General features: G+C 71.7%; 21 protein-coding genes and 1 tRNA gene. 13 read left to right on the forward strand and 9 right to left on the reverse strand.

The features are described from left to right. Positions 1-30: 30 nt before the first annotated feature. Positions 31-768: a DNA repair protein RecO gene (gene recO / locus ACQP10_RS10285; protein ID WP_179818758.1), complete on the forward strand. Its 738-nt coding sequence runs from the start codon at positions 31-33 to the stop codon at positions 766-768. Next, complete coding sequence (locus ACQP10_RS10290; protein WP_179818757.1) at positions 765-1,544, forward strand: isoprenyl transferase; 780 nt, start codon at positions 765-767, stop codon at positions 1,542-1,544. Before recO ends, ACQP10_RS10290 begins: the two co-directional genes overlap by 4 nt. 51 nt (positions 1,545-1,595) lie before the next feature. On the opposite strand, the gene ACQP10_RS10295 is transcribed toward ACQP10_RS10290, so the two are convergent. The 6 genes from ACQP10_RS10295 to ACQP10_RS10320 form a co-directional block, all read right to left on the reverse strand. Beyond that, positions 1,596-2,144 carry a CGNR zinc finger domain-containing protein gene (locus ACQP10_RS10295; RefSeq protein WP_355641538.1) on the reverse strand — a complete coding sequence of 183 codons (549 nt, stop codon included), beginning with the start codon at positions 2,142-2,144 and terminating at the stop codon, positions 1,596-1,598. Positions 2,145-2,260: 116 nt separating this feature from the next. Further along, positions 2,261-2,665: a Fur family transcriptional regulator gene (locus ACQP10_RS10300; protein ID WP_179818755.1), complete on the reverse strand. Its 405-nt coding sequence runs from the start codon at positions 2,663-2,665 to the stop codon at positions 2,261-2,263. After that, complete coding sequence (locus ACQP10_RS10305; protein ID WP_386150273.1) at positions 2,662-3,495, reverse strand: metal ABC transporter permease; 834 nt, start codon at positions 3,493-3,495, stop codon at positions 2,662-2,664. The genes ACQP10_RS10300 and ACQP10_RS10305 overlap by 4 nt, the downstream gene beginning before the upstream one ends. Next, the gene (locus ACQP10_RS10310; protein WP_346020949.1) at positions 3,492-4,244 is read right to left on the reverse strand and encodes a metal ABC transporter ATP-binding protein; all 753 of its coding nucleotides are present in this window, start codon (positions 4,242-4,244) and stop codon (positions 3,492-3,494) included. Before ACQP10_RS10310 ends, ACQP10_RS10305 begins: the two co-directional genes overlap by 4 nt. 35 nt (positions 4,245-4,279) lie before the next feature. Continuing rightward, positions 4,280-5,272 (reverse strand): metal ABC transporter substrate-binding protein, encoded by a 993-nt coding sequence (locus ACQP10_RS10315; RefSeq protein ID WP_346020616.1) that lies wholly within the window; start codon positions 5,270-5,272, stop codon positions 4,280-4,282. 68 nt (positions 5,273-5,340) lie between these two features. Next, the gene (locus tag ACQP10_RS10320) at positions 5,341-5,745 is read right to left on the reverse strand and encodes a DUF6703 family protein (RefSeq protein ID WP_346020615.1); all 405 of its coding nucleotides are present in this window, start codon (positions 5,743-5,745) and stop codon (positions 5,341-5,343) included. Positions 5,746-5,936: 191 nt separating this feature from the next. Here ACQP10_RS10320 and ACQP10_RS10325 point away from each other — a divergent pair, with 191 nt between their 5' ends. From ACQP10_RS10325 to ACQP10_RS10340, 4 genes are all read left to right on the forward strand, one after another. Further along, entirely contained in the window at positions 5,937-6,215 is a 279-nt protein-coding gene (locus tag ACQP10_RS10325) for an antibiotic biosynthesis monooxygenase family protein (RefSeq protein WP_179818752.1), read from the forward strand. A 193-nt stretch (positions 6,216-6,408) separates the two neighbouring features. Further along, complete coding sequence (locus ACQP10_RS10330; protein WP_179818751.1) at positions 6,409-7,794, forward strand: glycine--tRNA ligase; 1,386 nt, start codon at positions 6,409-6,411, stop codon at positions 7,792-7,794. Between the two features lie 382 nt (positions 7,795-8,176). Next, entirely contained in the window at positions 8,177-10,819 is a 2,643-nt protein-coding gene (ppdK, locus tag ACQP10_RS10335) for a pyruvate, phosphate dikinase (protein ID WP_346020614.1), read from the forward strand. A 164-nt stretch (positions 10,820-10,983) separates the two neighbouring features. Continuing rightward, on the forward strand, positions 10,984-12,222 hold the full coding sequence (locus ACQP10_RS10340) for a deoxyguanosinetriphosphate triphosphohydrolase (protein ID WP_346020613.1): 1,239 nt from the start codon (positions 10,984-10,986) through the stop codon (positions 12,220-12,222). A 151-nt stretch (positions 12,223-12,373) separates the two neighbouring features. Here ACQP10_RS10340 and ACQP10_RS10345 read toward each other — a convergent pair whose 3' ends face one another. Then, on the reverse strand, positions 12,374-13,273 hold the full coding sequence (locus ACQP10_RS10345; protein WP_399499809.1) for a peptidoglycan DD-metalloendopeptidase family protein: 900 nt from the start codon (positions 13,271-13,273) through the stop codon (positions 12,374-12,376). A gap of 227 nt (positions 13,274-13,500) precedes the next feature. Here ACQP10_RS10345 and dnaG point away from each other — a divergent pair, with 227 nt between their 5' ends. The 4 genes from dnaG (at position 13,501) to ACQP10_RS10365 (ending at position 18,680) form a co-directional block, all read left to right on the forward strand. Beyond that, on the forward strand, positions 13,501-15,360 hold the full coding sequence (gene dnaG / locus ACQP10_RS10350) for a DNA primase (protein WP_346020612.1): 1,860 nt from the start codon (positions 13,501-13,503) through the stop codon (positions 15,358-15,360). Between the two features lie 184 nt (positions 15,361-15,544). Next, complete coding sequence (gene rpoD, locus ACQP10_RS10355) at positions 15,545-16,648, forward strand: RNA polymerase sigma factor RpoD (RefSeq protein ID WP_346020611.1); 1,104 nt, start codon at positions 15,545-15,547, stop codon at positions 16,646-16,648. Between the two features lie 269 nt (positions 16,649-16,917). After that, positions 16,918-18,222: an MGH1-like glycoside hydrolase domain-containing protein gene (locus ACQP10_RS10360; protein WP_346020610.1), complete on the forward strand. Its 1,305-nt coding sequence runs from the start codon at positions 16,918-16,920 to the stop codon at positions 18,220-18,222. Then, positions 18,219-18,680 (forward strand): hypothetical protein, encoded by a 462-nt coding sequence (locus ACQP10_RS10365; RefSeq protein ID WP_346020609.1) that lies wholly within the window; start codon positions 18,219-18,221, stop codon positions 18,678-18,680. Before ACQP10_RS10360 ends, ACQP10_RS10365 begins: the two co-directional genes overlap by 4 nt. 131 nt (positions 18,681-18,811) lie before the next feature. Here ACQP10_RS10365 and ACQP10_RS10370 read toward each other — a convergent pair whose 3' ends face one another. Next, positions 18,812-19,126, reverse strand: coding sequence for a YtxH domain-containing protein (locus ACQP10_RS10370; protein WP_346020608.1), 315 nt, complete (start codon positions 19,124-19,126; stop codon positions 18,812-18,814). Between the two features lie 168 nt (positions 19,127-19,294). Between ACQP10_RS10370 and ACQP10_RS10375 the strand changes: the two genes are divergently transcribed. The 3 genes from ACQP10_RS10375 (at position 19,295) to ACQP10_RS10385 (ending at position 21,127) form a co-directional block, all read left to right on the forward strand. Beyond that, positions 19,295-19,370: transfer RNA gene (locus ACQP10_RS10375), tRNA-Asn, on the forward strand. A gap of 116 nt (positions 19,371-19,486) precedes the next feature. Then, positions 19,487-20,110 carry an FMN-binding negative transcriptional regulator gene (locus ACQP10_RS10380; protein ID WP_433541267.1) on the forward strand — a complete coding sequence of 208 codons (624 nt, stop codon included), beginning with the start codon at positions 19,487-19,489 and terminating at the stop codon, positions 20,108-20,110. A gap of 228 nt (positions 20,111-20,338) precedes the next feature. Then, positions 20,339-21,127, forward strand: a complete 789-nt coding sequence (locus tag ACQP10_RS10385; RefSeq protein WP_346020606.1) for an enoyl-CoA hydratase-related protein — start codon at positions 20,339-20,341, stop codon at positions 21,125-21,127. Here ACQP10_RS10385 and ACQP10_RS10390 read toward each other — a convergent pair. Next, positions 21,122-21,622: a DUF402 domain-containing protein gene (locus ACQP10_RS10390; RefSeq protein ID WP_433541268.1), complete on the reverse strand. Its 501-nt coding sequence runs from the start codon at positions 21,620-21,622 to the stop codon at positions 21,122-21,124. The two genes, ACQP10_RS10385 and ACQP10_RS10390, sit on opposite strands and share 6 nt — an antisense overlap. Positions 21,623-21,681: the final 59 nt, after the last annotated feature.

A 21,681-nucleotide genomic window follows, 5' to 3' on the forward strand; every position in this document is an offset into this window, starting at 1 on the left:
TCGTCCCGGTCACCGCACTAAACTGATCCGGTGAGTCTGTACCGTGACGAGGGCATCGTGCTGCGCACCCACAAGCTGGGCGAGGCCGACCGCATCGTCACCGTGCTGACCAGGCGCACCGGCAAGATCCGCGGCGTCGCCAAGGGCGTCCGGCGCACCATGTCCCGCTTCGGCGCCCGGCTGGAGCCGTTCACCCACGTCGACCTCCAGCTGCACAACGGCCGCACCCTCGACGTGATCACCCAGGCCGAGACGATCCACCCGTACGGCGAGGCGCTCGTCCACGACTACCCCCGCTACACCGCGGGCAGCGCGATGCTGGAGACCGCCGACCGGCTGATCATGGGGGAGAAGGAGCCCGCGCTCCGCCAGTTCCTGCTGCTGGTCGGCGGCCTGCGCACGCTCGGCTCCGGCGGGCACGAGCCCAGGCTGGTGCTCGACGCCTACTTCCTGCGCTCGCTGGCCGTCGCCGGCTACGCCCCGGCCCTGGAGGCGTGCGCCCGGTGCAAGGCCCCCGCGGTGCGGGCGTTCGCCATCGTGGCCGGGGGAGTGGTGTGCGGCGCGTGCCGCCCGGCCGGCTCCGCCGTACCCGCGGGGGAGACCATCGCCCTGATGAGCGCGCTGCTCAAGGGCGACTGGGCGACCGCCGACGCCTCCGAGGGGCGCCACCGCGCCGAGTGCAGCGGCCTGGTGGCCGCGTATCTCCAATGGCACCTCGAACACGGAATACGCTCTCTTCGACACGTAGAAAGGGAGCCCGCCTCGTGAACGTCCGCCCACCGGCACCGCACCCCTCCGGAGCCGTCCCACCCCCCATCCCGCGCGACCTGGTGCCCCGGCACGTGGCGATCGTGATGGACGGCAACGGCCGGTGGGCCAAGCAGCGCGGGCTGCCGCGCACCGAGGGCCACAAGGCGGGCGAGGCGTCGCTCTTCGACGTGATCGAGGGCGCCATCGAGCTGGGCGTCCCCTACCTGTCGGCGTACGCCTTCTCCACCGAGAACTGGAAGCGCTCCCCGGACGAGGTGCGCTTCCTGATGGGCTTCAACCGCGACGTCATCCGCCGCCGCCGCGACCAGCTCCACGCGATGGGCGTGCGGGTCCGCTGGGCGGGCCGCCCGGGGCGGCTGTGGAAGAGCGTCATCGGCGAGCTGCAGGACGCCGAGCGGATGACCGAGCGCAACTCCACCCTGACCCTGCAGTTCTGCGTCAACTACGGCGGGCGCGCCGAGATCGTGGACGCCGCGGTCCGCCTGGCCGCCGACATCGCCGCCGGGCGCGTCAAGCCCGACCGGGTCAAGGAGTCGACCTTCGCCCGCTACCTCGACGAGCCGGAGATCCCCGACGTCGACCTGTTCGTGCGCTCCTCCGGCGAGCAGCGCACCTCCAACTTCCTGCTCTGGCAGAGCGCCTACGCCGAGATGGTCTTCCTCAACCGCCTGTGGCCCGACTTCGACCGCCGCGACCTGTGGGAGGCGTGCGAGACCTACGCCAAGCGCGACCGCCGGTACGGCGGAGCGGTGCCCAACGAGGTCTCCCGCTGACATCGTGCGCCTGACGCCGGGCCGCCGGGCCCGGCGTCACGCGGACGGGGCTCAGGCGCGGCGGCGGGCGCGGTAGGCGGCGACGTGCATGCGGTTGCCGCAGGTGCGGCTGTCGCAGTAGACGCGCGAGCGGTTGCGCGACTCGTCCAGGAAGAAATGGTCGCAGTCGGGGGCCGAGCAGCTCCGCAGGCGCTCCCACTCGTCCTCGACGAGCAGGTGGGCCAGGGCGACGCCGAGGTCGGCCGACAGCCGCTCGGCGAGCGACGCGCCCGGCGCGAAGTAGTGGATGTGCAGGGGGTGGCCGTCGTGCTCGGCCAGGGTAGGGGTGATCCTGGTGCCGCCCAGCAGCGTGTTCAGCCGGATGATCACGGTGGCCCGGTCGGGGGCGACGATGACCCGGTGGAAGGACTCGCGCAGGGCCCGGACCTCGGTCAGGTCGGCGGCCCGCAGCCTGCCCACGTTGCTCACCTGCTGACGTTCCACGAACTCGCCGAGCGCCCGCAGGTCGCCCAGCCCCTCCTCACCTCCGACGGAGGGGGAGGTGTTGATCAGGTCGATCAGAGTGGCGAGTGAGTACACCATGTCATGGGCGAATGGCATGTTGACCCCTGTTATATGTGGTTTTCGCGGGAACACGCACGGCGACCGGCCGTTTCGGAAGCGTATCCCGCGAACGGCCCCGCGGGGGCATCTCACGGATGGACGCCGCGGACCGGTCAGGAGCGGGCCGCCGTTCCGGCGGCCTTCGCCGCCGAGCAGGAGCCACAGGTGCCGAAGACCTCGACCGTGTGGGTGACCTCGGTGAAGCCGTGCTCGGCCCCGACCGCCTCGGCCCACCGCTCCACCACGGGCCCGGCCACCTCGACCGTCCGCCCGCAGACGCGGCAGACCAGATGGTGATGATGGTCACCGCTGGCGCAGGCGCGGTAGACGGACTCCCCGTCGTCCGTCCGGAGCATGTCGACCTGACCGCCGTCGGCGAGGTTCTGCAGCGCCCGGTAGACCGTGGTCAGGCCGATCTTCGCGCCCTGCGCGCGCATCTCGGCGTACACGTCCTGGGCACTGCGGAAACCCTCGCTGCTGCGAAGGACGGCGTGTACGGCATCGCGCCTGCTGCTCATGGCGTGGACTCCTGTGATCGGCTGCGGCGTACGAATCTACCGAGCCCCAGGGCGAGGACGAACCCCGCGAGGGCGACCACCACGATGATCGCACCCGGCGGCACCTCCACGTAGAACGACGAGGTGAGCCCGCCGACCGTGGCGAGCACCCCGAAGACCATGGACAGCAGCATCGTGGCCCGGAACCCCCGGGTGAACTGCTGGCTGGTCGCCACCGGGACCACCATCAGCGCGCTGACCAGCAGCAGGCCCACCACCCGCATGGCGATGACCACGGTCAGCGCGGCGGTGACGGCGATCAGCAGGCTGAGGAAGCGCACCGGCAGGCCGCTGGCCCTGGCGACCTCCTCGTCCTGGCACAGCACGTACAGCTCGCGCCCGAAGACGGCGACCACGCCGAGCACGGCCGCGGCCAGCAGGCCGATCGCCCACACGTCCTGGGCGGTGACGCTGCTGATCGAGCCGAACAGGTAGGACATCAGGGTGGTGTTGCTGCCGCCCGGGGCCAGCGAGATGAGCAGCGCGCCCCCGGCGATGCCGCCGTAGAACAGCAGGGCGAGCGCCACGTCGCCGCTGGTCCTGCCGCGCGCCCGGACCAGCTCGATCGTCACGGCGCCCAGCACCGAGACCGCCACCGCGGTCAGCACGGGGGCGGTGCCGGTCAGGAAGCCGAGCGCCACGCCGGTCAGGGCGACGTGGCCGATGCCGTCGCCGAGCAGGGCCAGGCGGCGCTGGACGATGAACGTGCCGATGGCCGGGGCGGCCAGGCCGACCAGCAGGGCCGCGATCAGCGCCCGGCGCATGAGGCCCAGGCTCAGTAGTTCGATCACGGCGTGGGCCTCCAGTCGAGCGTGCTCACGGGGTTCTCCTCGGCGTGCGGGTGCACGTGGTCGTGGCCGGGCAGGGCGTGGGCTCCGACGGCGCGCGGCGGCGGGCCGTCGTGGCAGACGCAGCCGTCGCGCAGCACCACGGCGCGAGTGATCAACGGCTCCAGGGGGCCCAGCTCGTGCGCGACCAGCAGGACCGTCCTGCCCTGGGTGACGAGCGCGGACAGGGTGTCGGCGAGGAGCTGCTGGCTGTCGGCGTCCACCCCGGCCGTGGGCTCGTCCATGACGTAGGTGTCGGGTTCCCCGGCCAGGGCCCGGGCGATCAGCACCCGCTGCTGCTGGCCGCCCGACAGGGCCTGGACCGGGTCGCCGGCCCGGTCGGTCATGCCCACGGCGGCGAGGGCCCGTTCGGTCGCCTCTCGGTCGGCCGCGCTCGTCGGGCGGAACCGCCGCTGCCGGGCGATCCTGCCGGAGGCGACGACCTCGCGGATGGTGGTCGGCACGCCGCCGCCCACCGACAGCCGCTGGGGCACGTAGCCGATCCGCCGCCAGTCGCGGAACCGGGCGGGCGGCCTGCCGTACAGGAGGGTGGTGCCGCCGGTCAGCGGGGTCAGGCCGAGCAGCGCGCGGATGAGGGTGGACTTGCCCGATCCGTTCGCGCCCAGCACGGACACGACCTCGCCGGGTTCGACGGTCAGGTCGATGCCGCGGAGCACCGGGCGGCGGTCCAGGCTCACCTGGCCGCCCTTCATGGTGAAAACCGCTTGGTCAGAAGTCACGATGGCCCTTACGAGCAGCGGAGCGCTGCCTGGAGTGCGGTGAGGTTGCGGCGCATGGCGGAGGTGTAGTCGCCGCTCGCCGGCCGGCTCTCGATGGGGTCGAGGACGGCCGTCTTCGCGCCGACCTCGCTGGCGAGGACCTCGGCGACCTTGGGGCTGACGAGGCTCTCGGTGAAAATGGTAGTCACTTTCTCACGGCGGGCCACCTCGGCCACCTGGGCGAGGCGGGCGGGGGCGGGCTCGGCGTCCGGGTTGACGCCGCTGACCCCGATCTGACGGAGCCGGTAGCGGTCGGCGAGATAGGCGAAGGCGGCGTGGCTGGTGACGATCGCGTTCGAGGCGCACGTCCGCAGGCCCCGCGTCATCTCGCCGTCCAGGGCGGTCAGCTCGGCCGCCACCTCGGCGGCGCGCTCCCGGTACCCCTGGGCGTGGGCGGGGTCGGCGGCGGCGAGCCGCTCGCCCAGCTTGGTGGCGACCGTCGCGAAGCGGGACGGGTCAAGCCAGATGTGCGGGTCGTAGGAGATCGGGGAGCCGCCTTCCCCGGCGTGCTCGTCGCCGTGTTCTCCGGCGTGCTCCTCGTCCGTCTCCCCGGCGTGCTCGTCGGCGTGGTCGTCCCCGGCGGTCGCGGGGAGGGTCCGCACCGCGGTCGCCGCGTCGAACCCCCGGTCGGCGGCGTGCTGCTCGACCGCCTCGTCCACCGCGGGCTGCACGCCCCTGATGTAGACGACGAGTCCGGTCTCCTCCAGCCGGGCCACCTGGATGGGCGACAGCTCCAGGTCGTGCGGCTCGACGCCGGGCTTGGCCAGGCCGGTGACGGCGATGTCGGGTCCGCCCACCCGCTCGGTCAGCCACTGCAGCGGGTACATGGCCGCGCTGACGCCGAACGCGCTCCCCGCCTTACCGGAGTCGGCCGAATCGGAGTCGGCCGAACCGGAGCCGCAGGCCGCGGTGGTGGCGAGGACGGTCATCAGGGCGAGCGCGCCGGCAGTATGCATGGGCATACGTCGGGGGAAATCCGACTTCATGTCCATCAGTATGGACGTGAATGAAAATGATTGTCAAAATCAGGCTAGAAGGCTCCGAAGCGGTCGGCGGCCAGCAGGACCAGGAAGGTGACCAGCACCACCCGCAGGACGCGCCCCTTCACCCCCAGCGACGGCCACGACATGTAGGCCAGCCAGACGACGAACGCCAGCACCGGCAGCACCGCCACCCCGCCCCAGGCGGACGGCACCGCGAAGCCCACCAGGAGCAGCACCACCAGCAGCGCCGGCAGGATCCACCGGGGAAGCCCGAACAGGAAGACCAGCGGCGCCGCGCTGCGCCGCTCGACCGTGCGCCGCAGGCCCGTGGCGCCCGGGGTGAGGAAGTGCTCGCCCGGCGGGAGCGGGCGGCCGCCCCGGGGGCGTCCTCGCTCCGGGGGACGGCTTCTGGCCAGAGGGTGCGCGGGGCGCTGACTTCGTTTGTCGGCCACGGCCCGAGCCTAACGCCGCCCTCCCCGCGACGGCACGCGCGGCACGGCCCTCTCTCCGACGGCGCGCGGCGCGACCCTCCCTGAGGTGGCACGCGCGGCACGGCCCTCTCTCCGACGGCGCGCGCGGCGCGGCCCTCCCTGGGCGGTACGTGCGGCGCGGCCCTCCCGGGCGGTTCTGGCATGCTGGGCGGATGCTCGCAGTCATCCGCTACTCGGTGCCCGCCGCCCGGACCGGGGAGTTCCTGGCCCAGGTCCACGACATCGCCGACACGCTGGCCGCCCAGCCCGGTCACATCAGGGGCCGGGTGACCAGGTCGGTGGACGACCCGGAGCTGTGGGCGCTGGTCAGCGAATGGGAGGGGGCCGGGTTCTACCGGCGGGCTCTGGGCGCGGCCCGGATGGCGATGTACCCGCTCATGACGCTGATGATCAACGAGCCGAGCGCCTTCGAGGACGTCGCGCGGGCCTGACGGGCCGCCGCCGGGGGACGGGCTCCGGGGAACCGGCGGACCGCCGTCCGCCGCTTTTCCCGGAACGTTCCCGCGGGCTTTTCAATGACAAGACGGACGGGCCGGTCCGGGCGGGCACCCCGCCCGCCCGGCTCCCCTAAGCTGGAGCCCAACGATTCCTCGCCGACCTCCAGCCGGATGGAGATTTTCCCTTATGGCACGCCGTACGGACATCATGGACACCATCGTCAGCCTCGCCAAGCGACGTGGTCTTGTCTACCCCTCCAGCGAGATCTACGGCGGCCTGCGCGCCTCCTGGGACTACGGCCCGCTGGGAGTGGAGCTCAAGAACAACGTCAAGCGGCAGTGGTGGAAGGCCGTGGTGCAGGGCCGCGACGACGTGGTCGGCCTCGACTCCTGCGTGATCCTGGCCCCCGAGGTGTGGCAGGCCAGCGGTCACGTCGAGACCTTCACCGACCCGCTCACCGAGTGCCAGTCGTGCCACAAGCGCTACCGCGCCGACCACCTCGAGGAGGCCTTCGAGGAGAAGCACGGCCACGCCCCGGAGCGCGGGCTCGCCGACATCACCTGCCCCAACTGCGGCAACAAGGGCGCCTTCACCGAGCCCCGGCAGTTCAGCGGCCTGCTGAAGACCTACCTCGGCGCGGTCGAGGACGAGTCCGGCCTGGCCTACCTGCGGCCCGAGACCGCCCAGGGCATCTTCATCAACTACCTCAACGTGCAGCAGTCGGCGCGCAGGAAGGTCCCGTTCGGCATCGGCCAGATCGGCAAGTCGTTCCGCAACGAGATCACCCCGGGCAACTTCATCTTCCGCACCCGCGAGTTCGAGCAGATGGAGATGGAGTTCTTCGTCAAGCCCGGCAGCGACGAGGAGTGGCACCAGTACTGGATCGACGAGCGCTACCGCTGGTACACCGACCTCGGCATCAACCCCGAGAACCTCCGGCTGTACGAGCACCCGCAGGAGAAGCTGTCGCACTACTCCAAGCGGACCGTCGACATCGAGTACCGCTTCAACTTCACCGGCAGCGAGTGGGGTGAGCTGGAAGGCGTCGCCAACCGCACCGACTTCGACCTGACCGCGCACGGCAAGGCCTCCGGCACCGACCTCAGCTTCTTCGAGCAGGAGACCGGCGAGCGCTACGTCCCGTACGTGATCGAGCCGGCGGCCGGCGTCGACCGCGCCACGCTCACCTTCCTGATCGACGCCTACACCGAGGACGAGGCGCCCAACGCCAAGGGCGTCATGGAGAAGCGCACGGTCATGCGCCTGGACCACCGCCTCGCCCCGGTCAAGGTGGCCGTGCTGCCGCTGTCGCGCAACGCCGACCTGTCGCCCAAGGCCCGCGACCTGGCGGCCGCGCTGCGCCGCCGCTGGAACGTCGAGTTCGACGACGCGGGCGCGATCGGCCGCCGCTACCGCCGCCAGGACGAGATCGGCACGCCGTTCTGCGTCACCGTCGACTTCGACACCCTTGAGGACCAGGCGGTGACCATCCGCGAGCGCGACTCGATGGCCCAGGAGCGCGTGGCCCTCGACCAGGTCGACTCCTACCTCCGCAAGCACCTCAACGACTGACCCGCCGCCGGCCTGCTCGGCGTCCCGTCCCGTTCCGTACGGCCCCCGCCTCCCTGCGAGGCGGGGGCCGTACGCGTTCTCCGGGGATCTCGCCCCGCGCGGCCGTGCGGACGCCCGGGGCGGGAGCCGTACGGATGCCCGGGGCGGGAGGCGGGTGAATGCCCGGTGAATTGGTTTACACCAATTGGTATAAACCAATTCTACGGCGGGCCGATATGACGGTTTATTTGGCTCTCCTTTGGATTGGATTAGACCGCCAAACGCCCCCTGACAGGCCAAAACACACTGCATACCGATGGGTGACGTTTCATCATCTTTTTCGTCGGTAGAGTCCGGAGTGAGGCGGTGACACACGTCGCTTGAAGTCGCAGAAGGAGCAGCCGTGCCCAAGTACGTTTACGACTTCACCGAGGGCAACAAAGATCTCAAAGATCTGCTCGGCGGTAAGGGGGCCAACCTGGCGGAGATGACCAATCTCGGCCTGCCGGTGCCCCCCGGCTTCACCATCACCACCGAGGCGTGCCGCCACTTCCTGACGGAGGGCCGGCTCCCGGACGGGCTGGAGGAGGAGACCTCCCGGCACCTTTCGGCGCTGGAGGCGAAGATGGGCCGCCGCCTGGGACAGGCGGACGACCCGCTGCTGGTCAGCGTGCGCTCCGGGGCCAAGTTCTCCATGCCGGGCATGATGGAGACCGTCCTCAACATCGGGCTGAACGACGAGTCGGTGCACGGCCTGGCCAAGCAGTCCAGCGGCAACGAGCGCTTCGCCTGGGACTCCTACCGGCGCCTCATCCAGATGTTCGGCAAGACCGTCCAGGGCATCGACGGCGAACTGTTCGACGACGCCCTGGAGGAGCTCAAGGCCGGCCGCGACGACCTCGACCTGGAGGCCGCCGACTTCCAGCGCCTCGTCGAGACCTACAAGGGCATCGTCCGCGACCAGACCGGCGAGGACTTCCCCGCCGACCCGCACCGCCAGATGCGCATGGCGGTCGAGGCCGTCTTCAGGTCGTGGAACGCCCCGCGCGCCATCCTCTACCGCCGCCAGGAGCGCATTCCCGCCGACCTCGGCACCGCGGTCAACGTCTGCTCCATGGTCTTCGGCAACTGCGGCATGGACTCCGGCACCGGAGTGGCCTTCACCCGCGACCCCGGCACCGGCCACCAGGGCGTCTACGGCGACTACCTGCAGAACGCCCAGGGCGAGGACGTCGTCGCGGGCATCCGCAACACCCTGTCGCTGCAGGAGCTGGAGCGCATCGACAAGCCCGTCTACGACGAGCTCATGCAGATCATGGCCACGCTGGAGAACCACTACCGCGACCTGTGCGACATCGAGTTCACCGTCGAGCGCGGCAAGCTGTGGATGCTGCAGACCCGGGTCGGCAAGCGGACCGCGGGCGCGGCGTTCCGCATCGCCGTACAGCTCGCCGAGCAGGGCCTGATCAGCATGGACGAGGCCGTCACCCGGGTCACCGGCGACCAGCTCGCCCAGCTCATGTTCCCCCGCTTCGCCGGGGACGCCGACGCCAAGAAGATCGCCAAGGGGATGAACGCCTCCCCGGGCGCGGCCGTCGGCAAGGCCGTCTTCTCCTCCGAGCGGGCCGTCGAGCTCGCGGACAGGGGGGAGAACGTCATCCTGGTCCGCCGTGAGACCAACCCCGACGACCTGGCCGGCATGATCGCCGCCCAGGGGGTGCTGACCAGCCGCGGCGGCAAGACCTCGCACGCGGCCGTGGTGGCCCGCGGCATGGGCAAGACCTGCGTCTGCGGCGCCGAGGAACTGGAGGTCTCCACCCAGGACCGCTCGTTCACCGCCCCCGGCGGCGTCGTGGTCAACGAGGGCGACGTCATCTCCATCGACGGCTCCACCGGCGCGGTCTACCTCGGCGAGGTGCCCGTGGTGGACTCCCAGGTCGTGGAGTACTTCGAGGGCTCCGGCGACCACGAGGACGAGCTGGTGCGGGCGGTGGACCGCGTCATGCGGCACGCCGACGGGATGCGGCGGCTGGAGGTGCGGGCCAACGCCGACAACGCCGAGGACGCCGCCCGCGCCCGCCGGTTCGGCGCCGAGGGCATCGGGCTGTGCCGTACCGAGCACATGTTCCTCGGCGACCGGCGGCAGCTCGTCGAGGAGCTGATCCTGGCCGAGACCGACGCCGAGCGCGAGCGGGCGCTGGAGGCCCTCCGCCCGCTGCAGCAGGGCGACTTCGTGGAGCTCTTCCGGGAGATGAAGGGCCTGCCGGTCACGATCCGCCTGCTCGACCCGCCGCTGCACGAGTTCCTGCCCGACTGCACCGACCTGTCGGTGAAGGTCGCCCTCGCCGGGGACCGGGCCGACGAGAAGGATCTCAAGCTGCTCGCCGCCGTCAAGCGGCTGCACGAGCAGAACCCGATGCTGGGCCTGCGCGGCGTACGGCTCGGCCTGGTCATCCCCGGCCTGTTCGCCATGCAGGTCCGGGCGATCGCCGAGGCGGCCAGGACCGTCGAGGGGACCCGCGCGGAGATCATGATCCCGCTCGTCGCCGCCGTGCAGGAGCTGGAGAACGTCCGGGACGAGGCGCGGGCGATCCTGGCCGAGACCGGCGTCGAGGCCCTGGTCGGCACGATGATCGAGGTGCCGCGGGCGGCGCTGACCGCCGGGCAGATCGCCGAGGCCGCCGAGTTCTTCTCCTTCGGCACCAACGATCTCACCCAGATGACCTGGGGCTTCTCCCGCGACGACGTCGAGGCCGCGTTCTTCTCCCGCTACCTGGAGCTGGGCGTCTTCGGCGTCTCCCCGTTCGAGTCGCTGGACCGCGACGGCGTGGGCCGGCTCGTACGGCTCGCCGCCGAGGAGGGCCGCCGGACCCGCCCCGACATCAAGCTCGGCATCTGTGGCGAGCACGGCGGTGACCCCGACTCCATCCACTTCTGCCACGAGACCGGGCTGGACTACGTCTCCTGCTCGCCGTTCCGCATCCCGGTGGCCCGGCTGGAGGCGGGCCGCGCCGCCCTGGTCTGCGCGGACTCCGACACCCGCTGACCCTCCGGGGACCGGAGACCGGGAGACGGGGGACAGAGGAACAGAAGGGCCCGGTGGGCGGCCCGCGTGACGCGGGACCCGCCTGCCGGGCCGCCGGCGCGGCGTCCGCTGTTTTCCTGTAGTTCGGAATGGATTGGCGGACGCCGGATAAAATCACTGCACTTATGCACGGTTACGACGAACACGACCAGGCCAGATGGGTGCCGGAACCCCCCGGCAACCCGGAGCGAGGGCCGTTCGAACGCGACCGGGCGCGGGTGCTGCACAGCGCGGGGCTGCGGCGGCTGGCCGCCAAGACCCAGGTGGTCGGGCCGGGCGAGACGCTCGGCAGCGGGCAGCACATCCCCCGCACCCGGCTGACCCACTCGCTGGAGTGCGCGCAGATCGGCCGGGAGATGGGGCAGGCGCTCGGCCGCGACCCCGACCTGATGGAGACCGCCTGCCTGGCCCACGACCTCGGCCACCCGCCGTTCGGGCACAACGGGGAGGCCGCGCTCGACGAGGTCGCGGCCCCGTGCGGGGGGTTCGAGGGCAACGCGCAGAGCCTGCGCCTGCTGACCCGGCTGGAGGCGAAGGTCCTCACCGAGGACGGCCGCAGTGTCGGGCTCAACCTCACCCGCGCCTCCCTGGACGCCACGATCAAGTATCCCTGGACGCGCCGGACGAGCCCCAAGTACTGCGCCTACGACGACGATCTGCCCGTCTTCACCTGGATCAGGGAGGGCGCGCCCGAGCGGCGGGTCAGCTTCGAGGCCCAGATCATGGACTGGGCCGACGACGTCGCCTACTCCGTGCACGACCTGGAGGACGCCCTGCACGCCGGGGACGTCGTGCTGGAGGCCCTGCGCGACCCCGCCGAGCGCCGCGAGGTGTGCGTGACCACCGCCTCCTGGTACGCCCCGGACGCCGACCCCGGCGAGCTGGAGCACGTCTTCGCCCGCCTGGTCGCCCAGCCGATCTGGCCCCGCCACTTCGACGGCTCCCTCGGCGACCTCGCCGCGCTCAAGGCCCTGACCAGCGAGCTCATCGGCCGCCTGTGCCGGTCGGCGCAGGTCGCCACCCGAGAGGAGTACGGCCCGGCGGCGGGCCGCCACGACGCCGGCCTCATCGTGCCGAGGACCACCCGGCTGGAGTGCGCGGTGCTGAAGGGGCTCACCGCCCACTACGTGATGACCCGCGACGTCCACCACGCCAACCAGGCCAGGCAGCGCGAGCTCATCCGCGAGCTGGCCGACCTGATCATGCGGGGCGCCCCGGAGACGCTGGAGCCCGCCCTGCAGGCGGCCTTCGCCAGGGCCGCCGACGACGCCGGGCGGCTGCGGGTGGTCGTCGACCAGGTCGCCTCGCTGTCGGACACCGCGGCCGTCACCTGGCACCGGCGCCTGACGAACTGGACCCGCTGACCGGCGCGGGCCGCGGCCTCACCCGGTCACGCGCCCGGCCCGGCCGCGCCCGTCAGGTCATGCGTCCCGTCGGGCCGGCGGGTCCGGGCCGGTCGCACGGCCCGGTCGTACGGCCCGGTCGTACGGCCGGGTCGCGCGGAGGGTACGGAGGTCAGCCGCCGCTGAGCGTGCCCACCGTGATGTGCTTGTCGTCGGGCCGCGGCGGGCGCTCGGTGGGCTTGGACTTCGGCTTCGGCTTCGAGGCGCACAGGGTCGTGCACCTGGGTGCCGCGCCGGTCCGGTTCCTGACGGCCGTCATCTCGTCGCGCGGGGACAGGGTGCGGTTGCCGTTGAGCCAGGCGTCCAGGTAGTTCCACGGGTTGACCATGCCGCGCCGTACCCACCAGAGCGAGGGGTCGGTCTTCCAGGAGATCGCGAAGTAGAGGTTGCTGGCCGTGGAGCGGGCGTTGCCCGAGTTGCCGACCTGGCCGAGGATCTGGCCGGCGGTCACCCTCCGGCCCGGGACGATCCCCGGGGCGACCCGCTCCAGGTGACCGCCGAGGTAGCGCACGCCGTCGTCGCCGACGACGGTCACGAAGCGGCCCTCGCGGTCGGCGCCCCGGTCGGTGGAGGCGGTCCACCGGTTCTTGACGTTGACCTCGTCGACCACGCCGTTCACCGGGGAGACGAACGAGCAGCCCTTGGCCGCCCAGATGGTGGTCTTGGGCAGCACGAGGAGCTGGCTCTGGTACGTCACCCGGCACCCCTGGACGGGGAATGAGTAGGTGAAGTCGGAGAGCTTGGGTGGCGGCACCCGCACCGGCTCGTCGGCCTTGGGGCGCCGCAGGGTCTGCGGTGGCACCCGGGGGGCGGGCGTCCCCGTGGCTCCCGGTTCCGGGCTTCCCGTCGCCGCCGGGGTCTCCGGGGTCGCCGTGGCCGTCGCGGCGACCGCCTGGGAAAGGGGGGCCGGTCGCGCGCTGACGCTCGTCGTCCCGCCGGCCGAGCCGCAGGCCCCGGTGACGAGCACCGCGCCGGTCACGACGGCCAGTCGTGCTTTGTGCCCCGATCGCATGATCTCCACCCGCGTAACCTATCGAGAAACAGCCCTTACATTTGTAACCGACCTCATTGCCCGTCATGAACCATTTGGGAAAGTCCGCCGTCCCGCGGCCCCGTCCCGGCCCCCGGCCGCGGAGACGCCGCGGAGAAGCCGTGAGCACGCCTCGGGGGCGCCGCGGGGGCGCCTCGGGAACGTCGCGGGGACGCCGACCTGTCGGGACGCCCGACTAGACTCGCGGCGTGGCAGGCCGGATCAGTGACGACGACATCGCGCTCGTACGGGAGCGCTCACCGATCGCCGACATCGTGGGCGAGCACATCCAGCTCCGCAACGCGGGCGGCGGCAACCTGAAGGGGCTGTGCCCCTTCCACGACGAGAAGAGCCCGTCGTTCAACGTCACGCCCGCCCGCGGCTACTGGTACTGCTTCGGCTGCGGCGAGGGCGGCGACGTCATCACCTTCGTCCGGCGGCTGGAGCACCTGTCGTTCGCCGAGGCCGTCGAGCAGCTGGCGAACCGCGCGGGCATCCAGCTCCGCTACGAGCAGGGGGGATACGTCCCCGGCCGGGAGCAGGGCGAGCGCAGCCGGCTGATCGAGGCACACCGGGCGGCGGCGGAGTTCTACGCCTCCAGGCTGACCGCCCCGGAGGCGGCGGCCGGGCGCAGGTTCCTGTCGGAGCGCGGGTTCGAGCGGGCCGACGCCGAGCGCTTCGGCGTGGGATACGCCCCCGCCGAGTGGGAGGCGCTCGTCCGGCACCTGATGGCCCGCGGGTTCACCGCCGCCGAACTCGTCAAGGGAGGGCTGGCCAAGGAGGGGCGCCGGGGCCCGATCGACCGGTTCCGCGGGCGGCTCATCTGGCCGATCCGCGACATCACCGGCGACGTGATCGGCTTCGGCGCGCGCAAGCTCAACGACGCCGAGGACGGCCCGAAATACCTCAACACCCCCGAGAGCCCCCTCTACAAGAAGAGTGAGGTCCTCTACGGCGTCGACCTCGCGAAGCGGGAGATCTCCCGGCGCTCCCAGGCGGTGATCGTCGAGGGCTACACCGACGTGATGGCCTGCCACCTGTCGGGCGTGCCGACGGCGGTGGCGACCTGCGGCACCGCGTTCGGTGCCGAGCACATCAAGGTGCTGCGGCGGCTGCTGCTCGACCAGTCGGGCTCCCACGGTGAGGTGATCTTCACCTTCGACGGCGACGCGGCCGGCCAGAAGGCGGCGCTGCGGGCCTTCGCCGACGAGCAGAAGTTCGTCACCCAGACCTTCGTGGCCGTGCAGCCCGACGGCCTCGACCCCTGCGACCTGCGCACCGGGCGCGGCGAGGCCGCGGTGCGCGAGCTGATCGCCTCCCGCGAGCCGCTGTTCGCGTTCGCGATCCGCAGCGTGATCTCCCGCTACGACGTGACGACCAACGAGGGCCGGCTGTCCGCCCTGGACGCCGCCGCGCCGATCGTGGCCGGCATCAAGGACCGCGCCCTGCGCCAGCTTTACGCCGTCGACCTCGACCGGTGGCTGGGCTTCAACAACGAGCGGTTCGTCATGGACCGCATCGCCGAGATCTCCGTCTCCGCCGACCGGCAGCAGCAGCGGCCCCAGCGGCCCGCCGGGCCGAGGAAGGTCGCCGACCTCACCGATCCGGGCGTGCGGACCGAGGCGGAGGTGCTGAAGCTGGCCGTACAGCGTCCCGCGCTGCTCGGGCCCGGGTTCGACGCGATCGGCGCCGAGGCGTTCACGCTGCCCGAGCACGCCGCCCTGCACAGGCTGATCACCGGCGCCGGGGGCGCGGCCGCCGCCGGGCCGGGCGGGCGCGAGTGGGTCGACCGCCTCCTCGCCGGGGCGCCCGACGACCTGCGCGGTACGGTGACCCGCTTCGCCGTGGAGGAGCTGCGCGTCGGCGTGGAGATCGAGGAACGATACGCCTCGGCCATGCTGGCCGCCCTGGAGCTCATCTCGGTGTCGCGGGAGATCGAGCGGCTGAAGTCGCGGATGGAGCGGACCAACCCGGTCGAGGAGCAGCAGGAGTACAACCGCCTGTTCGGCGAGCTGGTCGCGATGGAGCAGCAGCGACGGGTACTGCGGGAACGCGCCGCGGGAAGCTGAAGCGTAATGGTCTTTGATTTCCACACCGTCATTCGGCCAAACCCTAATGAGGTCTCGATTCGATAATGATCGCGGCCTTACCTTCGGTTACAAAAATGGGTCTGCCATTTTGACTGCCTAATACAGCAGACTGTCTCCCGTGGGTGCATCGGTGCTGCCAAGTGGGCCGCCATCGGTAGACCAGGTGGCCGACCTCGTCGCGAAGGGAAGAGAGCGCGGGAGCGTCACGGTCGATGACGTGGCCGCCGCTCTCGACAAGTCCGAGCTGCCGTCCGACGCGCTCGAACGCGTCGTGCGGATGCTCGCCGAACAGGGAGTGGAGGTCCTCGAGCCCCAGGGCGACGAGGAACCGGGCCGCTCGGATGAGGAGGACGTCGGCAGACGCGCGCCGACCAGCGATCTGGTCCGCATCTACCTGCGGGAGATCGGCCGGGTGCCGCTGCTCACCGCCGAGGAGGAGGTGGAGCTCGCCAAGTCGATCGAGGCCGGGTTGTTCGCCGAGGACAAGCTGACCGGCGTCGCCTCACGCCTGGCCTTCCCGGAGTTCCGGGAGCTCGTCTGGGAGGGCAACCGCGCCAAGCAGCGCCTCATCGAGGCGAATCTGCGGCTCGTCGTCTCGATAGCCAAAAGATATGTGGGCCGCGGGATGCTGTTCCTGGACCTTATCCAGGAGGGCAACCTCGGGCTCATCCGGGCGGTCGAGAAATTCGACTACACCAAGGGCTACAAGTTCTCCACGTACGCCACGTGGTGGATTCGCCAGGCGATCACGCGGGCGATCGCCGACCAGGCGCGCACCATTCGCATTCCGGTGCACATGGTCGAGACGATCAACAAGCTCGTCCGGGTCCAGCGCCAGCTCCACCAGGACCTCGGCCGCGAGCCCGCGCCCGAGGAGATCGCGCTGGAGATGGACCTCCCGATCGAGCGGGTGATCGAGATCCAGCGCATCGCCCAGGAGCCCGTCTCGCTGCAGTCGCCGATCGGGGAGGAGGACTCCGACCTCGGTGACTTCATCGAGGACGCCGACGCCGTCGTGCCGATGGAGGCGGCCGCCTTCATCATGCTGCAGGACCAGCTCGACGACATCCTCGCGACGCTGTCCGAGCGTGAGCAGCGCATCATCCAGCTGCGCTTCGGCCTGGCCGACGGCCACCCCCGGACACTGGAGGAGGTCGGCCGGGAGTTCGGCGTGACGCGGGAGCGGATCCGCCAGATCGAGTCCAAGACGCTGGCCAAGCTCCGCCACCCGACCCGCGCCCAGATGCTCCGCGACTACCTCGACTGAGCGTCCGCCGGGACATCCGTACGGCGAAGGCCCCGGGAGCGACCTCAGCTCCCCGGGGCCTTCGCCGTTCCCGGAGCCGTTCCCGAGATGTCCCGAAGCCGTTCCCGGAGCCGTTCCCGGAGCCGTTCCCGAGATGTCCCGGAGCCGTTCCCGGAGCCCGTTTCCGGGGTGTCCCGGCGCGGTCGCGGCCCGCCCGGCGGCGGGGCGCGAATCGGCCGATAGCAGATCCGAACCTTTTCTCCTCGTCGATGCGGGAGCAGACTGGGCGAATGGAAGCGCGGCCCGCGTTGGACAACGGCGCGCTCGGGCGTGAGGCGTGGTCCGTGCTCGACGCGAACCGGACGGGCTCCTGCACCGTGCCCGCGCCCGGCCTCTACCCGCACCAGTGGAACTGGGACGCGGCCTTCGTCGTCGCGGGCCTGGCCCGCTGGGACACCCGCCGGGCCGGCACGGAGCTGCTCAGCCTGATGGAGGGCCGGTGGCGCACCGGCATGGTGCCGCACATCGTCTTCCACCCCTCCCGCCACTCCCACGCCGAGACGTACTTCCCCGGCCCCTCGTTCTGGCGGTCGCAGGACCGCCCGGAGGCCCCGAACCGGGTACCCACCTCCGGGCTGACCCAGCCGCCGTCGCAGGCCCTGGCCCTGTGGTGGGTGTGGCGGCACGCGACCGACCGCGACGAGGCCGCGGCGCTGGTCCGCCTGGTGTACCCGATGCTCGTCGCGCAGCACGACCACCTCGCCGCCACCCGGGACCTCGGCGGGGGAGGGCTGGCGGCGATCGTGCATCCCTGGGAGTCGGGAATGGACGACAGCCCCGTCTGGGACGCCCCGCTGGACGCGTTGCCGTCCCTGCGCCCCGCCTACCACGGCGGGGAGCGGAGCGGTGAGGCGCAGACCGGTCACCACGACCGTTACACCTGGCTGGCCGCCCGCTACCGCGACTCCGGCTACGACCCCGCCTACCTGCGCGACCACCCCTTCGCGGTCGAGGACCCGATGTTCAACGGGATCTGGCTGGCCTCCTGCGAGGCGCTCGCCGAACTGGCGCCGGTGGCGGGGGCCGACCCCGCTCCGCACCGGGAGGCGGCGGAGCGGATCCGCGCGGCGCTGCTGGACCGCCTCTGGCTCGACGGCCTCTTCCACGCCCGCGACCTGCGGACCGGACGGCTCAGCCCGGTCTGCGCGGTCGGCTCCTTCGGGCCCCTGCTCGACCCGGGGCTGCCGTCCGACCTGATGGCCACGCTGGTGGGCGTGCTGGAGTCGCCCAGGTTCATGGGCGCCGCCGGATACCCGGTGCCGAGCTGTGAGATCCGCTCCCCGCAGTTCGACCGTTCCCGCTACTGGCGGGGACCGTCCTGGGTGATCACCAACTGGCTGCTGCTGCGGGCGGCCGACGCGCACGGCCGTACCGAGCTGGCCCGGCTGCTGGCCGCCGGCACCCTGCGCCTGGTACGGCAGGCGGGCTTCCGCGAGTGCTTCGACCCCTTCGACGGCAGCGGCCGGGGCAGCCGCGACTTCTCCGCCTCGGCCGCCCTCACCCTCGACCTGCTCGCCGATAGCGTGGCCGTATGAAGCTCTTCAACCGCATGCCCGCAGAGGTCCGCGAGGCGGTCACACCGCCCGACCGGGTGCTCACCTACGCCGACGGACCCGACGGCTACGTCATCGCCACCGACCGGGCGCTCTACATCCGGGGGGCCCGGCTGCCGTGGTTCCGGGTGGACCGGGGGCTGTGGGACGAGGAGGGCCTGACGGTGGTCACCACGTCGGGCGAGGAGCACCGGGCGCTGCTGCCCGAGCCCGGCCGCGTCCCGGAGGCCGTGCGGGAGCGGGTGACCGCCTCGATCGTGGTGAGCCAGTATGCCCCGCTGGACGCGCGCGGGGGAGTGCGGCTGGTGGCCAGGAGGACCGACGACGACCGGACGGTCTGGGAGTTCGTCTTCGACAGTGGCATGGACCCCGAGGACCCGGGCCTGCGGGCCCTGGCCGAGCAGGCGCTCGAGGAGGCCCGCCGCAGCTTCGGCGTCTGAAGGCCGCCCGATGCCCCGGTGGCCCGGTGGCCCGGAGAGACGTTTCATGGCGGGACCGGCCGCCTCTCCACCCCGGACACGACGAAGGCCCCCGGAAAAGGGGCCTTCGTCGTGCTCGCGCACCTTGCGGTCTAGTAGGGCCCGGCCGCGGTCTGGGTCTCCTTCTGCGGCCAGCCGGTGCCCGTTTCGTCGCTCTCACCGGCCTGCGAGCCGTTCTCGGACTGCAGGAAGGGCAGCTTGTTCTTGGCCACACCGCCCACCTTGGTTCTGGCCATGTCGGTGGCCTTCGAAACCCGTGCGCCGACGAGGCCGGCGGCCTCCTGTACGGCGGGGCTGTCGGCCACCCGCTCGGCCATGCGCTTGATCTGCTCATAGCGCTGCCGACCGGCCCGGCTTCCCAGGACGTAGCCCACCGCGAGACCCGCCCCGAACATCAGTCGATACATCTCAACCTCCACATCCGCGCTTCGCGAGGACCCCCTACCCATGGATGGGCGGTCCTCTCCGACCTACCCGCGAGCTTCGATGCGACACACACTCTCAGAGTGCGCTAATCTATTCCTGCGCCGCGAGGAACGGGGAGAACTTCCCCCCCGACCAGCGCGGAGCCGCAATCCCGTGTAGCTCAATCGGCAGAGCAGCCGGCTGTTAACCGGCAGGTTATAGGTTCGAGTCCTATCGCGGGAGCCAACGAAGGCCCCGGGAGCCCCGCTCCCGGGGCCTTCCGCGTTCCCGCCGCCCGCTCTGTCTCCCGTCGGCGTCTCCAGTCTCTGCCGGACCTCCTCGACCGGAACGGAAAGAAGACCATGTACGTCCCCGCCCACTTCGTCCCCGACGCCGACGCCGTACGCGACCTCCTGGCCGACCCGGGTGCGGCGGATCTGGTCACCGTGACCCCGGCCGGGCTTCTCGCGACGTTCCTGCCCTTCGTGTACGACCCGGACAGCGGCCCGCACGGGGCGCTCCTCGGCCACCTCGCCCGCAACAACGAGCAGTGGCGGCAGCCCGCCGAGGGCGAGGTCCTCGTCATCGTCCGCGGCCCGGACGCCTACGTCACGCCCTCGTGGTACGCGACGAAGGCCGAGCACGGCCGCGTGGTGCCGACCTGGAACTACGTCACCGCCCACGTCTACGGCCGGCTGGTCGTCCATGACGACCCGGCCTGGACGGAGATGGTGGTCCGCAGGCTCACCGAGCTGCACGAGGCGGGGAACGACCCGGCCTGGTCGGTGGACGACGCCCCCGCGAAGTTCGTCGCCGGCCAGCTGCGGGCCATCGTCGGGGTCGAGGTGGTCATCAGCCGCGTCGAGGCGAAGTTCAAGCTCAGCCAGAACCGGCCGGGGCCGGACATCGACGGCGTCATCGCCGGGCTGGAGGAGCGGGGCGACACCGCGAGCGCCGAGGCCGTACGCGCCGCCCGGCCTCGATAGCCGGGCGACACGGGGCTTCGCGGGCCTGGGGCGGAGCGGCGCGGGGGTTCCGCCGGTCCGGACGGCGGGGCCGTGCCGTTCGGCGGGTGGCGTTGCGGGGCTGAGCAGAACATGGTTCGGTGTTCTGGTCGGCGCCCGTCCGGTGACGGGATGCCCGGCGGCGCAGGAGCGTTCCCCGGTGTCGGAAGGCGCTCCGATGTGAACGGCCGAGGGAAGGGACGGGCGGACATGGCGGACCCGGTGCTGTCGTCGATCGACGAGGGCGTGCTGACGCTGACGTTCAACCGCCCCGACCGCCTCAACGCGTGGACCGACGCGATGGGACGCCGCTACTTCGACCTGCTCGCCGAGGCGGATCGGGACCCGGCGGTCCGGGTGGTCGTCGTGACCGGCGCGGGCCGGGGCTTCTGCGCGGGCGCGGACTTCGAGGACCTCACCGCGGTCCTGAACGGCTCCTACCGCCGGGAGGGCGAGCCCGACCGGCGCTCCGTCACCCTCCCGGCCACGCTCGGCAAGCCCGTCATCGCCGCGGTCAACGGCGCCTGCGCCGGGCTCGGCATGGTCTGCGCCCTCGCCTGCGACCTGGTCTTCACCGCGGACGAGGCGAAGTGGACCACCGCCTTCGCCCGGCGCGGCCTGATCGCCGAGTACGGCCTGTCGTGGATCCTGCCCCGGCTGATCGGCCAGGCGCGGGCCATGGACCTGCTGCTGTCCGGCCGTACGTTCACCGGGGTCGAGGCGTACGAACTGGGGCTGGTCAGCCGCTCGGTGCCGGGGGAGAGCCTCCTGGCGGAGACCGCGGCCTACGCCCGCGAGCTGGCGCTCCACAGCTCGCCGACGTCGATGGCCGTGATGAAGCGCCAGATCCGGGGCGACTGGAACCGGACCCTGGAGGAGGCCGAGGCCGCCGCGGTCCGCCTGATGGCCGAGTCGTTCGGCCGCCCGGACGTCACCGAGGGCGTGGCGGCCTTCCTGGAACGCCGCGCTCCCCGCTTCCCCCCGCTCCCGCGCTCATGAGACCAGGGAGAGCCAGTGGGGCGCGGGGCCGAAGGGTTCGGTGCGGGCGGTGACGGCCTCCAGCAGCAGGGCGGCCGAGGCGCGGGCGCCGTCGACGACCTCGGGCGGGTAGGCGTAACGGACCCGGTGCTCCTCGAACTCGTCCTCGTCGTCCAGGATGATCCGCCCGTCGCGCATGCGCAGCACGTCGAGGTCGAGGTCGACCATGGTCACCTCGCCGTCCCGCCACTGCGGCACGGTCGAGATGTCGCAGTAGATCTCCGCCTTGTACGGCGCTGCGTTGAAGCAGGCCGTCCACCAGGCGTCGCGGGGGAAGAGCATCACGGACGCGTGCTCCCAGGTGACGGACGACTCGTGGCCCCGGCGGGCGACGGTGCCCACCGGGCAGCCGGTCCAGACACCGTGCTCGTCCTCGCCGAGGAGCACGGTGGGGTGATGCCAGTGCAGGGAGCCGTCGTACTTGCGGTAGACCACGTTCACGATCTCGGAGGACATCCCTCGACGATACGGGCCGACGGCTGTCCGCGCATTCTCCGCTTTCCGGATGAGTCGAA

Source organism: Streptosporangium sandarakinum, from assembly GCF_050942225.1.
Classification (GTDB): Bacteria; Actinomycetota; Actinomycetes; order Streptosporangiales; family Streptosporangiaceae; genus Streptosporangium; species Streptosporangium nondiastaticum.

What these genes read in the sequence shown, in the direction of transcription:
- ACQP10_RS10295 (WP_355641538.1), bottom strand. Translation starts at nt 2,144, where the DNA reads ATGCCATTCGCCCATGACATGGTGTACTCACTCGCCACTCTGATCGAC.
- ACQP10_RS10300 (WP_179818755.1), bottom strand. Translation starts at nt 2,665, where the DNA reads ATGAGCAGCAGGCGCGATGCCGTACACGCCGTCCTTCGCAGCAGCGAG.
- ACQP10_RS10310 (WP_346020949.1), bottom strand. Translation starts at nt 4,244, where the DNA reads ATGAAGGGCGGCCAGGTGAGCCTGGACCGCCGCCCGGTGCTCCGCGGC.
- ACQP10_RS10315 (WP_346020616.1), bottom strand. Translation starts at nt 5,272, where the DNA reads ATGCCCATGCATACTGCCGGCGCGCTCGCCCTGATGACCGTCCTCGCC.
- ACQP10_RS10325 (WP_179818752.1), top strand. Translation starts at nt 5,937, where the DNA reads ATGCTCGCAGTCATCCGCTACTCGGTGCCCGCCGCCCGGACCGGGGAG.
- ACQP10_RS10330 (WP_179818751.1), top strand. Translation starts at nt 6,409, where the DNA reads ATGGCACGCCGTACGGACATCATGGACACCATCGTCAGCCTCGCCAAG.
- ACQP10_RS10340 (WP_346020613.1), top strand. Translation starts at nt 10,984, where the DNA reads ATGCACGGTTACGACGAACACGACCAGGCCAGATGGGTGCCGGAACCC.
- ACQP10_RS10345 (WP_399499809.1), bottom strand. Translation starts at nt 13,273, where the DNA reads ATGCGATCGGGGCACAAAGCACGACTGGCCGTCGTGACCGGCGCGGTG.
- ACQP10_RS10360 (WP_346020610.1), top strand. Translation starts at nt 16,918, where the DNA reads ATGGAAGCGCGGCCCGCGTTGGACAACGGCGCGCTCGGGCGTGAGGCG.
- ACQP10_RS10365 (WP_346020609.1), top strand. Translation starts at nt 18,219, where the DNA reads ATGAAGCTCTTCAACCGCATGCCCGCAGAGGTCCGCGAGGCGGTCACA.
- ACQP10_RS10370 (WP_346020608.1), bottom strand. Translation starts at nt 19,126, where the DNA reads ATGTATCGACTGATGTTCGGGGCGGGTCTCGCGGTGGGCTACGTCCTG.
- ACQP10_RS10380 (WP_433541267.1), top strand. Translation starts at nt 19,487, where the DNA reads ATGTACGTCCCCGCCCACTTCGTCCCCGACGCCGACGCCGTACGCGAC.
- ACQP10_RS10385 (WP_346020606.1), top strand. Translation starts at nt 20,339, where the DNA reads ATGGCGGACCCGGTGCTGTCGTCGATCGACGAGGGCGTGCTGACGCTG.
- ACQP10_RS10390 (WP_433541268.1), bottom strand. Translation starts at nt 21,622, where the DNA reads ATGTCCTCCGAGATCGTGAACGTGGTCTACCGCAAGTACGACGGCTCC.